The 13,251-nt window shown below is 68.2% G+C and carries 12 protein-coding genes; all 12 read right to left on the bottom strand.

What is annotated here, in order from left to right; translation table 11 throughout:
* Window positions 1–45: 45 nt before the first annotated feature.
* The 12 genes from tolA to WBN46_RS10635 all read right to left on the bottom strand — a co-directional run bounded on the left by tolA (window position 46) and on the right by WBN46_RS10635 (window position 13,048).
* Entirely contained in the window at window positions 46–1,080 is a 1,035-nt protein-coding gene (tolA, locus tag WBN46_RS10580; RefSeq protein WP_337731473.1) for a cell envelope integrity protein TolA, read from the bottom strand.
* Window positions 1,070–1,513 (bottom strand): ExbD/TolR family protein, encoded by a 444-nt coding sequence (locus WBN46_RS10585; protein WP_337731474.1) that lies wholly within the window; start codon window positions 1,511–1,513, stop codon window positions 1,070–1,072. Before WBN46_RS10585 ends, tolA begins: the two co-directional genes overlap by 11 nt.
* 12 nt (window positions 1,514–1,525) lie before the next feature.
* Window positions 1,526–2,299 carry a protein TolQ gene (gene tolQ, locus WBN46_RS10590; protein ID WP_337731475.1) on the bottom strand — a complete coding sequence of 258 codons (774 nt, stop codon included), beginning with the start codon at window positions 2,297–2,299 and terminating at the stop codon, window positions 1,526–1,528.
* Between the two features lie 39 nt (window positions 2,300–2,338).
* On the bottom strand, window positions 2,339–2,776 hold the full coding sequence (ybgC, locus tag WBN46_RS10595) for a tol-pal system-associated acyl-CoA thioesterase (RefSeq protein WP_337731913.1): 438 nt from the start codon (window positions 2,774–2,776) through the stop codon (window positions 2,339–2,341).
* Between the two features lie 69 nt (window positions 2,777–2,845).
* The gene (ruvB, locus tag WBN46_RS10600; RefSeq protein WP_337731476.1) at window positions 2,846–3,886 is read right to left on the bottom strand and encodes a Holliday junction branch migration DNA helicase RuvB; all 1,041 of its coding nucleotides are present in this window, start codon (window positions 3,884–3,886) and stop codon (window positions 2,846–2,848) included.
* A 56-nt stretch (window positions 3,887–3,942) separates the two neighbouring features.
* Window positions 3,943–5,802, bottom strand: a complete 1,860-nt coding sequence (locus WBN46_RS10605) for a potassium transporter Kup (RefSeq protein WP_337731914.1) — start codon at window positions 5,800–5,802, stop codon at window positions 3,943–3,945.
* A 120-nt stretch (window positions 5,803–5,922) separates the two neighbouring features.
* Complete coding sequence (gene ruvA, locus WBN46_RS10610; protein ID WP_192201981.1) at window positions 5,923–6,510, bottom strand: Holliday junction branch migration protein RuvA; 588 nt, start codon at window positions 6,508–6,510, stop codon at window positions 5,923–5,925.
* Between the two features lie 196 nt (window positions 6,511–6,706).
* A complete protein-coding gene (ruvC, locus tag WBN46_RS10615) occupies window positions 6,707–7,228 on the bottom strand; it encodes a crossover junction endodeoxyribonuclease RuvC (protein ID WP_142125756.1) in 522 nt (173 codons plus the stop codon).
* 42 nt (window positions 7,229–7,270) lie between these two features.
* A complete protein-coding gene (locus WBN46_RS10620) occupies window positions 7,271–8,002 on the bottom strand; it encodes a YebC/PmpR family DNA-binding transcriptional regulator (protein WP_337731477.1) in 732 nt (243 codons plus the stop codon).
* A gap of 57 nt (window positions 8,003–8,059) precedes the next feature.
* Window positions 8,060–8,701, bottom strand: coding sequence for an alpha/beta hydrolase (locus WBN46_RS10625; protein WP_337731478.1), 642 nt, complete (start codon window positions 8,699–8,701; stop codon window positions 8,060–8,062).
* 40 nt (window positions 8,702–8,741) lie between these two features.
* Complete coding sequence (locus WBN46_RS10630) at window positions 8,742–9,857, bottom strand: efflux RND transporter periplasmic adaptor subunit (protein ID WP_337731479.1); 1,116 nt, start codon at window positions 9,855–9,857, stop codon at window positions 8,742–8,744.
* Window positions 9,854–13,048 carry an efflux RND transporter permease subunit gene (locus WBN46_RS10635; protein ID WP_337731481.1) on the bottom strand — a complete coding sequence of 1,065 codons (3,195 nt, stop codon included), beginning with the start codon at window positions 13,046–13,048 and terminating at the stop codon, window positions 9,854–9,856. The genes WBN46_RS10630 and WBN46_RS10635 overlap by 4 nt, the downstream gene beginning before the upstream one ends.
* Window positions 13,049–13,251 lie beyond the last annotated feature (203 nt).

Here is a 13,251-nt window from a genome sequence, read left to right on the forward strand (position 1 = left end):
CGTTTTAACAATTGTGAACGGAGGGCAGCGAAACGCCGCGTGAAGTCAGCGGTCGCGGGCCTCGAAATTCAGGGTAAGTGTCCGGGCGAACACGGATTCGAAGCCCTGGTAGGGCAATGGCCGGGCCTTCAGGACCGCACGCTCGATAGAATCCTGCCCGGCGGCGTCCATGGCACAGCCGGGCTGCACCTCGGCACTGACCACGTCACCGCCGGGCAGCTGGCGGATCACCACGCGGCAGCGCGTGCCCACCGGCACCGATTCCGGGCGCGTCCACTGGCGCAACACCGCCTCCTGGATAGCGGCGGCATAGCGGCCACGCAGGTCTTCGTCGGTCCCGCCAGTACCTGCGGGGCCGGTCGCCGGTGCAGGCGTGGAGGCCGCTGCGCCCGCCGCCTGGCGCGCACGCGCATCCGCGAGCTGGCGCAGTTTCTGTTCGGCCAACTGGGCCTCGCGCGCGGCCTGGGCGCGCTGGCGGCGGATCTCCTCCAACCGCTTCTGATCCGCCGCCTTCTGCTGCGTTTCGGCGGCCACGCGCTTCTGGCGATCTTCTTCCTGCTGCGCGGCGAGGCGGCGCTGCTGCTCGGCCTGCTCCTGCCGCTTGCGCTCCGTCAGGTCGATCTGCTCCTGGCGCCGCTTGGCTTCCTGCTCCTGGCGGGCCTTCTCCTGCGAGATGGCATCGCGGCGGGCTTCGTCCTGGTCGACCGTATCCGGCACCGGCACGCGCTCCTGGGCCTGCGCCTGACGCTCGACCGGCGCATCCTGCGGGGCCGGTTCGGGGATCGGCTGAGGTGGCGGGATGGTGTCCTCGGGGGCCGGCTCCTGCACGGGTTCGGGCATCGGCTCCGGTTGGAAATCGAGTGCCTGTGCGACCGCACGCTGGTCGGCCGCGGACACATCAAGCGTGGCTTCCATCGCCTGCGAGCCTGCCGCATTCAGGCGATCACGGTCCCAGGTCAGGAACGGCGACACCAGCAACAGCACGAGCAACAGCACATGCAGGCCGATGGCCCATGCCACCGCCCTGCCCAGCCCTTCGTCCTGCACGGGCCGCTGGCGCTGGAGGACTTCAGCGTGCATTGCCACCCGCGTTGGTCATCAGGCTGACATTGCCCACCTTCGCGCGCCGCAGCACATCCATCGCGTCGAGCACCTTCTGGTACGGCGCTGCACCTTCGGCCGCGACCATGATGCGGAGCTCATCGCCCTGCTGCGCGCGGATCGCCGCAACCTTGGCTTCCAGCGCTGCCGCGTCCAGCACTTCCGGCAGCTTGGCTTCGGGCAACTTCAGGCCGTACCGGCCGTCGGGGTAGGCAATGACGATCACCGGTTCGTTGCGCGTCTCCACCGCCTTCGCGTTGGATGACGGCAACTTGACGTCGACGCTCAGCGTGAGCAGCGGTGCGGTCACCATGAAGATGATCAGCAGCACCAGCATCACGTCGATGTAGGGGACGACGTTGATCTCGGATTTCAGCTTGCGCCGCTTGCGATGGAAGATGCTTCCGGCCATGGTGGGCTCCGCTTACTCGGCCGAATTCTGTCGCTGCAGGATGGAGCTGAATTCCTCGGCGAAGCTCTCGTAGCGCACCGACAGCCGCTCGACGCGGGTGGTGAAGCGGTTGTAGGCCCACACGGCCGGAATGGCCACGAACAGACCGATGGCCGTGGCGAACAGGGCCTCGGAAATGCCCGGCGCCACCGCGGCGATACCCGCCTGCTCACCGCTGTTGAGCATGTCGTGCATGGTCACCATGATGCCGAATACCGTGCCCACCAGGCCCACGTAGGGCGCGGTCGAGCCGATGTTGGCCAGCAGTTCCAGATTGCGTTCGAGCTGGTCGACTTCGCGCGTGTAGGTGACGCGCATCGCACGCTGCGCGCCTTCCAATTGCGCGCGCCCGTCGAGGCCGCGCTTGTCGCGCAGGCGGGTGAACTCGCGGAAGCCGGCTTCGAAGATCGCTTCCAGCCCGGTGACCACGCGGTTGCGGTCGGCGGCGCCGGCATACAGCTTGTGCAGCTCCGCGCCGGACCAGAACCGGCCCTCGAATTCGTCGGCATCGCGGTTGGCGGTCTTGAACACGCGCGCCTTGCGGAAAATGATCACCCAGCTGATCAACGACCCGGCCAGCAGCAACAATACGATCAACTGGACCGGCAGGCTCGCCTTGAGCATCAGGTTGATGTAGTTGATCCCGCTGTGCACGGTGCCTGCCGTGGCCTCGGCGGCGGCGGCGGCGGTCTCCGGCGGCAATGCCTCCACCACGGTGTCCTGGAAGGCCAGCAGCGTTGCGATCATCCGTTGTTCCTCGAGTCTCGGTTCGTGTTGCGTATCGGGTTAGAGCGGACGGCCCGGTGTCTCGAGCCGGCGGAACTCCTCGTACAACGCCCCAGGCAGCGCGACGGGTCTGAAACCCGAGGCGCTGAGCGCGGCGACTTTCACCTCGGCGGTCAGCAGCACTTCGCCATCCCGCTCGATGGACTGGGCGAAGATCACGCTGGCCCGCTTGCACTGGTGGATGCGCGCGCTCACCTGCAGCAGATCGTCCAACCGGGCGGGGCGCAGGAAATCCAGGCGCATCGCACGGACGGCGAACACCAGGTCGTGGGTCTGGCGCAGTTGTTCCTGGGCGTATCCACGGGCCCGCAACCACTCGGTGCGGGTCCGCTCCAGGAAAGCCACGTACTGCGCGTGGTACACCACGCCACCGGCGTCGGTATCTTCCCAATAGACGCGTGTCGGAAAGATGAACGGAGCCGGATCCCCGGCGATCATCGGCGAATCAGTCGTCAAAGCATGCGCTCCCGCACGTTGTCGTGCATACCATCCTGAAACCAGTGGCCGTCAGAAGAGTTCGCCGGGCGCATCACCCGCATCGGGCACGCGGCCCTTCGGCGTCAACCCCAGGTGCAGATAGGCCTTGCGGGTGGCCATCCGGCCGCGCGCGGTACGGACCAGGAAACCCTGCTGGATCAGGTAGGGTTCGATGACGTCTTCCAGCGTGCCCCGCTCTTCGCTCAGGGCGGCCGCCAGCGACTCCACGCCCACCGGGCCGCCGTCGAAGTTGTCCACGATGGTGCGCAGCATGCGGCGGTCGAGTTCGTCGAAACCCTCCGGGTCCACCTTCAGCATCTGCATGGCGGCGCGCGCGACGTCGACGTCGATGTGGCCATCGGCCTTGACCTGCGCATAGTCGCGCACGCGGCGAAGCAGCCGGTTGGCGATGCGCGGGGTGCCGCGCGCGCGCCGGGCGATCTCCCCTGCCCCTTCCGGCACGCAGTCCATGCCCAGGATGCGCGCCGAACGCTGCACGATGCGGGTGAGCTCGTCGGGCGTGTAGAACTCCAGCCGCTGCACGATCCCGAAGCGGTCGCGCAGCGGCGCGGTCAGCAGGCCGGCTCGCGTGGTGGCGCCGATCAGGGTGAAGGGCGGCAGGTCCAGCTTGATCGACCGCGCGGCAGGCCCCTCGCCGATCATGATGTCGATCTGGAAATCCTCCATCGCCGGATACAGCACTTCCTCGACCACGGGCGACAGGCGATGGATCTCGTCGACGAACAGCACATCGTGCGGCTGCAGGTTGGTCAGCAGCGCGGCCAGGTCGCCCGCCTTCTCGATCACCGGGCCGGACGTGGACCGCAGGTTCACGCCCAGTTCGTTGGCGATGACGTGGCTCAAGGTGGTCTTGCCCAGCCCCGGCGGCCCGAAGATCAGCACATGGTCGAGCGCTTCACCGCGACCTTTCGCCGCCTGGATGTAGATGTCCAGCTGCTCGCGGACCGGCTTCTGGCCCAGATACTCGTCGAGCCGCTTGGGGCGGATGCTGGCCTCGATGGCCTCGTCTTCGCGCGTGGCGGACGAGGTGATGATGCGGTCTGCGGTCATGCGGGGATTATGCGTGAAACCGCCCGCCATGCTTCATCTTTCCCGCGCCGCGCAGGTCAGATTTCGACCTGCGCCCCCAGTTCCACCAACCGGTTGCCGGGAATGCGGAAGAAGCCGGTCGCGGGCGCGGCGTTGCGGTGCATGACCGCGAACAGCTTGTCGCGCCAGACCGGCATGCCGCCGTGGCGCGCGGCCACGATGGTTTCGCGGCTGGCGAAATAGGTGGTCTCCATCGGGTCGAAGTACACACCACCCTGGTCACAGGAGCCCATCAGCGCCTGCGGCACGTCAGGTGTCTCGGCGAAGCCATAGCTGATCACGACGCGGTAGAAATCGTCGCCGATGGGCTCGATCTTCAGGCGCTTCTTCTTGGGCGCATAAGGCACCGTCAGCGTCTCGACCGTGAGGAACACGTTGCGCTCGTGCAGCACCTTGTTGTGCTTCAGGTTGTGCAGCAATGCGTGCGGCACCACGCCCTTGTCAGCCGTCAGGAAGATCGCCGTGCCGGGCACGCGCACGGGCGGCGCCAGCATCAGGCCCGGCAGGAAGGTGTCCAGGCGGATGCCTTCCTTCTGCACTTCGCCATGCAGCAGTTCGCGACCGCGGCGCCAGGTACGCATCATGGTGAACGCGGTGATGCCGATGAACAGCGGCACCCACGCGCCGATTCCGGTCACCAGTTTGGCGCCGTTGGCGAACAGGAAGGCCAGGTCGATCACCAGGAACACGCCGCACAGCGGCAGCACCCATTTGCGGGAATCCGGCCAGCGCGTATACGCCACGATCGCCAGCAACAGCGTGTCGATCAGCATAGTGCCGGTGACCGACAGACCGTATGCGGTGGCCAGCGCGCCGGAGCTCTGGAAGCTCAGCACCAGCACGATCACAGCCAGGTAGAGCATCATATTGACCGAGGGCACGTAGATCTGTCCGATCGTGTCCTTCGAGGTGTATTTGATGTGCAGGCGCGGCAGGTAGCCCAGCTGGATGGCCTGGCGCGTCACCGAGAACGCACCGGTGATCACCGCCTGCGAAGCCACCGCTGCCGCCGTGGTCGCCAGCACCAGCATCGGGATCTGCGCCCACCCGGGGATCGACATGTAGAACGGATTGGCCACGGCTTCCGGATGCTTCAGCAGCACGGCGCCCTGGCCGTAGTAGTTCAGCACCAGCGCCGGCAGCACGAAGGCGAACCAGCCCCAGCGGATGGGACGCTTGCCGAAGTGGCCCATGTCGGCATACAGCGCTTCGCCACCGGTGACGGTCAGCACCACCGCGCCGAGGATCAGCACCGCGTGCCAGTCGTGGGTGACGAAGAAATGCCAGGCCCAGTAGGGATTCAGCGCGGCCAGCACCGAGGGGTTGTGCGCGATGTTGTAGATGCCGAAGCCGGCCAGCACGATGAACCAGATGATCATCACCGGTCCGAACGCCTTGCCCACCTTGGCCGTGCCGAAGCGCTGGAACGCGAACAGGCCGGTCAGGATGACCAGGCTGATCGGCACCACCCATTGCTTGAACACCGGCGAGACCACCTCCAGGCCCTCGACCGCGCCCAGCACGGTGATGGGCGGCGTGATCATGCCGTCACCGAAGAACAGCGCCGCGCCGAAGATGCCCAGTATGCCGACCGTGTAGCTGAGCCGCGAGCCCTTGGTGAGGCTGCGCTGGGCCAGCGCGGTCAGTGCCATGATGCCGCCCTCGCCATCGTTGTCGGCGCGCATGATGACGATGACGTACTTCAGCGTGACCACCAGCAGCAGCGACCAGAAGCCGAGCGACAGCAGGCCGCGCACGGTGTCCGCGTCCGGCGTCAGGCCGAAATGGGGATGGAACATCTCCTTGATCGTGTACAGCGGGCTGGTGCCGATGTCGCCGAACACCACGCCGACGGCGCCGGCCACCAGCGCGGCCATGCCGGCTTGCGTATGACCGTGCTGCCCGGTGTTGCCGGCGTCGGTATGGGGAGAGGAAGGGCTGGACATGGCGGCCGGAGGGTAGCGCTCGATGAGTGAAGAGGTGCTCTAAAGCCGCGATCAGCGCAAGGCGGACTGCAGGGCCTTGCGGATGATGGTGGCGGCATCGTCGCCGGCCGCGGTCGCGTCGCGTGCCATGCGGGTCGCTTCCGCCGGCTTGTAACCCAGCTGCTGCAGGGCGATGGTGGCTTCGGACTGCGGATCGGCCGGCAGCGCGCTGATGCCGCCCACGCCGGTACCCATCAGGTCGGCCGCGCGGTCGCGCAGTTCCACCACCATGCGTTCGGCGGTCTTCTTGCCAATGCCGGGGATGCGCGTGAGCGCAGTGATGTCGCCGGCCTGCACCATGCGCGCGAACTCGTCCACGCTGGCGCCCGACAGCACCGCCAGCGCGATCTTCGCGCCCACGCCGCTGACCTTCTGCACGTCGCGGAACAGCCTGCGTTCGCCTTCGCGCAGGAAGCCGTACAGCGACACGCTGTCTTCTTTCTGCGCGTAATGGGTGAACAGCAGCACCTCGCGGCCGACATCGGGCAGATCGTAGAAGGTGCTCATCGGCGCTTCCAGCTCGTAACCGACCCCGCCCACATCGATGACCAGCCAGGGGGGCGACTTGTACGCCAGGATCCCGCGAAGACGTCCGATCATGGAGAAACTCCTGCGTTTCCCTTCTCCCACCGGGAGAAGGTGGCGCGACGCGCCGGATGAGGGCCGAACCGAGTCCATGGCGGCGAACAGCGGAGCGCGGTCTGTCGCATGAGTCCTCGATCATCCGGACTTCCGCTGCCCTCACCCCAACCCCTCTCCCGCCGGGAGAGGGGCTCGCTCAGCGAACGCCGACCGATCATTTCCTGCTCCAGGCCAGTTGCGAACTCACGCCCAGCCGCTTGGCCGTGGCGCGTACGTGCGCGTGGGTGATGGCGACCGCCAGCGCGTCGGCGGCGTCGGCCTGCAACTTGCCGTGCAGGTTCAGCATGATCCCGACCATGTGCTGGATCTGGCCCTTCTCGGCGCTGCCGCGACCCACGACGGCCAGTTTCACTTCCTTGGCCGCGTACTCGTGCACGGGCAGGTCGCGCAGTACGACCGCGCTGATGGCAGCGCCGCGCGCCTGCCCCAGCTTCAACGCCGAATCGGGATTGCGCGCCATGAACACCTTCTCGATCGCGACTTCATCCGGCTGCCAGGTGGTGATGATGTCGGCCAGGCCGTCCAGCAGGCGACGCAGCCGCTGCGGGAAATCGTCGGCACCCAGCAGCACCAGCGGCGCATGATAGACGTGCGTGGTCTTGCCCGCCGCATCCACGTCGATGATGCCCACGCCGGTACGCTGAGAACCCGGGTCGATGCCGAGGATGCGGGTCACGGGACGTGATGGCCCGCCATCACCCGTTCCCGCGCACGGCGACTACACATACGCATCCGCGCCCAACTCGGCGTTGGAGTAAACGTCCTGCACATCATCCAGGTCTTCCAGCATGTCCAGCAGCTTCTTCACCTGCATTGCCGTGTCGCCCTGCACGGCGATGTCGTTGTCGGCGCGGAAGGTGATCTCGGCGTGGCCAGGCGCCAGTCCGGCGGCTTCCATCGCGTCCTTCACCGACGAGAACGCCTCGGGCGTGGTGACCACGTCGATGGATCCGTCATCGGGATACACCACGATGTCGTCGGCGCCGGCCTCGATGGCGGCTTCGGTGATCTTCTCTTCGTCCGCGCCAGGGGCGTAGCTCAGCACGCCCAGCCGCTTGAACATGAAGGCCACCGAGCCTTCGGTGCCCATGTTGCCGCCGCACTTGCCGAACGCATGGCGGACTTCGGCCACGGTACGCACGCGGTTGTCGGTCAGGCAGTCGACGATCACCGCCACGCCGCCCGGCGCATAGCCCTCGTAGCGGATCTCCTCGAAGACCACGCCTTCCAGCTCACCGGTCGCCTTCTTGATGGCGCGCTCGATGACGTCCTTGGACATGTTGGCCGACAGGCCCTTGTCCACCGCTGCGCGCAGTCGCGGATTGTTGGCTGGCTCGCCGCCACCGGCGCGGGCCGCCACGCCGATCTCGCGGATGATCTTGGTGAAGATCTTGCCGCGCTTGGCGTCGGTGGCGTTCTTGCGGGCTTCGATGGACGGGCCTCTGCCCATGGTGACTTCCGGAGTGCACTGACAAGGGCGCGGATTATACGCGCCCCCATGCGCACGTCAGTCCTGCCCGTCGAAGCGGCCATCACGCAGGAAACGGGCCGCCTGGCGTGCGGCATCGGCCGAGAACACCAGCCCCGTATGGCTGGCCGGCACCACGCAATGCGCGGCCAACCCCGGCAGCCGGGTTTCATCCAGCCCGACGGTGCCATCCGATTCGCCGTCGAAACGGGTGATCAGCCGACCGATGCCGCGCGCCACGTTCCCGGCCACCATCCCCACCGGCACCGTTCCCTGCCAGGGCACGCAACCTGTCTGCAGCAGCGCACCGCTGCGGCCGAGCACGGCCGCCGTCCATGCACGCCGGCCCAGGCTGCGGGCCGCGCCGCTGCCACACAGCGGCGACCCCAGGCAGACCATGCGCTGCACGGGCAGGCCGGGCGCGCGGCGCAGCGCTTCCAGTCCGATCAGCCCGCCCAGGCTATGGCCCACCAGATGGGTGGGCGGGCCGTCCTGCAGGCGGCGGATCAGTGCGGCGATCGCCGGCTCGGGGCCACCCAGGATGCTCGGATAGCCGAACACCTCCACCTCGAAGCCCTCGTGCCGCAGGCGCCGCGCAAGCGGCGTCAACCAGGACTTCGCGTTCCAGATGCCGTGCACCAGCAAGACACGTGGCCTTGAACCCGCCTCGACTTTTTCCATGGTTCCAGTCTGGCGTGGCCGCCGCCGGAACACCACCGCATCAGGAGGCGGGCTTCTTCACCGTCACCCGCGTCCCTGCCTGAAGCAGCGCATTGGGCGACAACACGACCTGGTCGCCCACGCTCAGTCCGTCGAGCACTTCGACATCGCCCCCCAGGTCGCGCCCCAGCAGCACGGGCCGGAATTCGAGCACCGAATCCGCACCCACCCGGGCCACGCGCGAGCGCCCGGCCGGACCGGAGATCGCCGACAGCGGCACGAGCACCGCCGGCGCGGCGCGCGGTACTTGCAGGCTGACCTGGCCGACCATGCCCGCGGGAATGCGGTTGTCCGGGTTGGGCAGGCGCAACTCCACCCGCATCCCACCGGCCTCGTCGGAAATGCTCTGCGCGCTGCGCACGATCTCCGCGGCGAAGCGCTGGCCCGGCAACTCGGGAAAGGTCACTTCCGCCTGCAGGCCCGGCCGCACCTGCAGTGCGGCGCCCTGCGGCACGTCCACCAGGATCCGCAGCGGATCGAGTGCGTTGAGTTCGAACAGCGGTGCGGCGGTGGCGGCATCGCCGACCACGCGGTCGCCCCGGTCCACGTTGCGCGCGGCGATCACGCCGGCGAACGGTGCGCGCACGCGCTGGAACCCCTGTCGCTCGCGCGCGCTCTCCAGTCGTGCCTGGGCCGCTGCCAGCGCGGCCCGTGCGGCATCGCGGTTGGCGCTGCGGTCGCTGTACAGCTCGCGCGAGATCGCGCCGGATTCCACCAGCGCCGCGGCGCGGTCGTAGTTCACCCGTGCCAGGTCCAGCGCCGCGCGCAGGCGGACCACTTCGGCCTGCGCTTCGCGCACGGACTGGTCGGCCTCGGGATTGGCGATCACGGCCAGCACCTGCCCTTCCGCAACGTGGTCGCCCAGGTCCACCAGGCGCTCGCTGACGAAGCCGGTGGCCCGCGGATAAAGCTGCGCGGTTTCGCCGGCCAGCGCGCGCGCCGGCAGGGTCATCGCGAAGTCCGCCTCGGCGGCGCGCGCCTGTGCCGTCAGCACTTCCGGCACGGCCTGCGCCGCAGGCGCCTCCGCCGCGCTGCGGCTGCAGGCGGACAGCAGCACCAGCGCGACCGGCGCCAGCGCGATGGGGAAATACTGACGCATGGCAAGCATCGGCTTCATATCGCTACTCCTGCATCGGCGCCCTGAGCGCCGGCTTCGATTCGGGATTCGGAACGCCGCAGGCGGCGGCCCAGCACGGCCAGGATGGATGGCACGATGATCAGCGTGGCCGGCGTGCCGAACAGCAGGCCGCCGATCACCGCACGACCCAGCGGCGCGTTCTGCTCACCGCCCTCGCCCAGGCCCAGCGCCATCGGGATGATGCCGAGCACCATCGCGCTGGCCGTCATCAGTACCGGACGGAGGCGCACGGCCGCGGCTTCGTACGCGGCCTGTTCGGGATCGTGGCCGTCGGCGATCAGGCCGCGGGCGAAGCTGGTGACCAGCACGCTGTTCGCGGTGGACACGCCGATCACCATCATCACGCCCATCAACGCCGGCACGCTGAGCGGCGTGCCGGTGACCAGCAGGCCGACCGCCGCGCCGGCGATCGCGATGGGCAGACCGGACATCGCCACCAGCGGCTGGATCCACGACTGGAAGTTGACCACCAGCACCAGGAACACCAGCACCGCCGACATCAGCAGGCCCGTGGCCAGTTCGCCATACGCGTTCTGCATCTCGCCGGCCTGGCCGACGATCTCGATGCGGTTGCCCGGCTTCAGGCGCGGCTCCAGGTCGGCGACGATGTCGCCCAAAGCCGCATGCACGGCGCCGAGATCGGTGCCCTGCACGTTCGCCATCACGCTGGCCGTGGGCGCCATCATCGTGCGTCCGACGCTCGCCGGCACCGTGCGCGGCGACACCTGCGCGATGCTGCGCAGGAGCACCGTCTGGCCGTCGTCGCCGATCCGTACCGGCGTGTTGAGCAGCGTCTCCAGCCCGGCCAGGTTCGCCGGCGGCGCCTGCACCTGCACCGTGTACGACGTGGCATTGGCCTGGTCGACCCAGTACACCGGGCTGACCGTGCCGGCCGAGCCCAGCACCGCGAGCACCGCACGGCTGGCGTCCTGCGCGCTGATGCCCAGCTGCGCGGCCCGCGTGCGGTCGATGGCGATGTAGTACTCCGGCAGGTCCAGCACCTGGCGCAGCATCACGTCGACCGCGCCGGGCACGTCGCGCAGGCGCGATTCCAGTTCGCGCGCCAGCACCAGGTTGCCGGCGGCATCGCGGCCGTTGACGCGCACTTCCAGCGCACCCACCGCGGAGCCGGCCAGCGTGCGGCTGGTGGCATCCGGTGGACGCTCGAATACCTTCGCGTCGGGATACTTCTGCGCCACGCGCTCGCGGATCTTCGCCAGGTAGTCCGCGCTGGGTCCGTGCGGGCTGCGCAGCTGGAGCATCACTTCGGCCTCGAACGAGCCCACCACCGCGCTGTCCACCCACGCCAGGTTCACCGCGTCGGGAATGCCGATCTGCTCGTAGACCGTCTGCAGTTCGCTCGCCGGCACGATCTCGCGGATCTCGCGCTGGATGTCGGCCAGCCGCTGCGCCGTTTCCTCCAGCCGCAGGCCGCTGGGCAGGCGGACCTGCAGGCGGATCTGGCCCGCATCCACGTGCGGAAAGTACTCGCGGCCCAGCGACAGCGCCGACACCGCGCCCGCGCCGATCATCAACAGGGCCACCACCAGCAGCACGCCACCATGGTGGCCGAGCTTCACCAGCAGCGCGTGGTGGCGGTCGCGCAGGCCGTCGAGTACGTGCTCCACGCGGTGATTGACCGCCAGCAGGCGGCGCTCGGCCGCCCAGCGCGGCGCCTGCCGGCTGCGGATGTCGGCCGGCAGCAGCAGGTAGCACAGCACCGGGATGAGCGTGCGCGAGAGCAGGAACGAGGCGGCCATGGCGAAGATCACCGCCAGTGCGAGTGGCGTGAACACCCACGCCGACAGGCCCGTCATCAGCAGGATCGGCGTCAGCACGATGCAGATGGAGACCGTGGAAACGAATTCCGGGAACACGACTTCCTTCGCGCTGGCCAGGATCGCGCTGCGCACATCCTTGCCCTCGGCGATGTGGCGGTTGGTGTTCTCCACGTCCACCACCGCGTTGTCGACCAGGATGCCGATGGCCAGGGCCAGCCCGCCCAGCGTCATCACGTTGAAGGTGTAGCCCAGCAGGTAGAGCATCGTCACCGAGGCCAGCAGCGCCAGCGGGATCGCCGACAGCACGATCAGGCTGGAGCGCCACGAGCCGATGAACACCAGCACCACCAGCGCCACCAGCACGCCGACCAGCATGGCCTCGTGACGGATGGAGCCGATCGCGTTGTCGACGAACACCGACTGGTCGAAGATCGGTTCGATCCGCATGCCGGGCGGCGCGGAAGCCTCGATCTCGGGCAGGCGCTCGCGCACGGAACGCACGATCTCCACCGCCGAGGCGCCGCCCATCTTGATCAGGGCCACCGACACGGCATTGGCGCCGTCCATGCGCGCGATGTTGGTCTGCAGCGCGCCGCCGTCGCGCACCGAGGCGACATCGCGCACGTAGATGACGTTGCCGCCGCGCGTAGTGATGGGCAGGTCGAGGAACCCCGCGGCGTCGGCCGGGCTGGTTTCCAGTGCGATCTGCAGTTCACGCGTGCCTTCGCGGATCGTGCCGGATGGCAAGGTAGGGCTGCCGCGCTCCAGTGCGCCGGTGACCTGTGCGGGCGTCAGCCCATGGGTCTGCAGCGCGCGCGGATCCAGGTCCACCATGATCTGCCGCGCAGCACCGCCGTACGGCAGGGTCATGCGGATACCGGGGATGGACTGGATCTGCGAACGCAGCTGCAGGCGTGCGTAGTCGTACAGCTGCGCCTGGCTCAAGGCATCCGACGACAGCACCAGTTGCAGCACCGGCGTGCTGGAAACATTGTTGCGCACCACCAGCGGCGGCGACGTGCCCGGCGGCATGCGCCGCAGGATCGTCTGCGAGACGGCGGTGATCTGCGCCAGCGCACGTTCCAGGTTCACGCCCGGCTGGAAGTCCACCCGCGCGATGCCGATGCCGCTCAGGCTTTCCGAGCGGACTTCCTTGATGTCGTCGACGTTGTTGAGGACGGCGATCTCGGAGAACGAAGTCAGCTTGGCCGCCATCTCCGCCGCGGGCAGGCCGCTGTACGTCCAGATGATGTTGACCGACGGAATGCCGACCTCCGGCAGGATGTCGGTGGGCATGCGGCGTGCGGACTGCACGCCGAACAACAGGATCAGGATGGCCAGCACGCCGATGGTGTATCGGCGCGACAGCGCGTATTCGACGATCCACATCGGGATGTTTTCCGTCAGCCTTGGGGGAGGAGATGCCGCCGCATCGCGCAACGCGACGACATGCAGGCACGATAGGCCAGCGCCTGCCCTGGCGGTTAGTGCATTGCTGCGCGAAACTTGCCCGATTCTGCAAACCACGCAGGCGCGACGATGCACGCCCACGCTTCGTCGCGCTAAAGTCACGCTTCGCCGCATGGACCCCC

The organism is Pseudoxanthomonas sp. CCNWLW251 (assembly GCF_037402255.1).
Lineage (GTDB): Bacteria > Pseudomonadota > Gammaproteobacteria > Xanthomonadales > Xanthomonadaceae > Pseudoxanthomonas_A.

Coding starts and splice junctions, on each gene's coding strand:
- tolA (WP_337731473.1), bottom strand. CDS start 1,080: ATGCACGCTGAAGTCCTCCAGCGCCAGCGGCCCGTGCAGGACGAAGGG.
- WBN46_RS10585 (WP_337731474.1), bottom strand. CDS start 1,513: ATGGCCGGAAGCATCTTCCATCGCAAGCGGCGCAAGCTGAAATCCGAG.
- tolQ (WP_337731475.1), bottom strand. CDS start 2,299: ATGATCGCAACGCTGCTGGCCTTCCAGGACACCGTGGTGGAGGCATTG.
- ybgC (WP_337731913.1), bottom strand. CDS start 2,776: ATGATCGCCGGGGATCCGGCTCCGTTCATCTTTCCGACACGCGTCTAT.
- ruvB (WP_337731476.1), bottom strand. CDS start 3,886: ATGACCGCAGACCGCATCATCACCTCGTCCGCCACGCGCGAAGACGAG.
- WBN46_RS10605 (WP_337731914.1), bottom strand. CDS start 5,802: ATGGCCGCGCTGGTGGCCGGCGCCGTCGGCGTGGTGTTCGGCGACATC.
- ruvA (WP_192201981.1), bottom strand. CDS start 6,510: ATGATCGGACGTCTTCGCGGGATCCTGGCGTACAAGTCGCCCCCCTGG.
- WBN46_RS10620 (WP_337731477.1), bottom strand. CDS start 8,002: ATGGGCAGAGGCCCGTCCATCGAAGCCCGCAAGAACGCCACCGACGCC.
- WBN46_RS10625 (WP_337731478.1), bottom strand. CDS start 8,701: ATGGAAAAAGTCGAGGCGGGTTCAAGGCCACGTGTCTTGCTGGTGCAC.
- WBN46_RS10630 (WP_337731479.1), bottom strand. CDS start 9,857: ATGAAGCCGATGCTTGCCATGCGTCAGTATTTCCCCATCGCGCTGGCG.
- WBN46_RS10635 (WP_337731481.1), bottom strand. CDS start 13,048: ATGTGGATCGTCGAATACGCGCTGTCGCGCCGATACACCATCGGCGTG.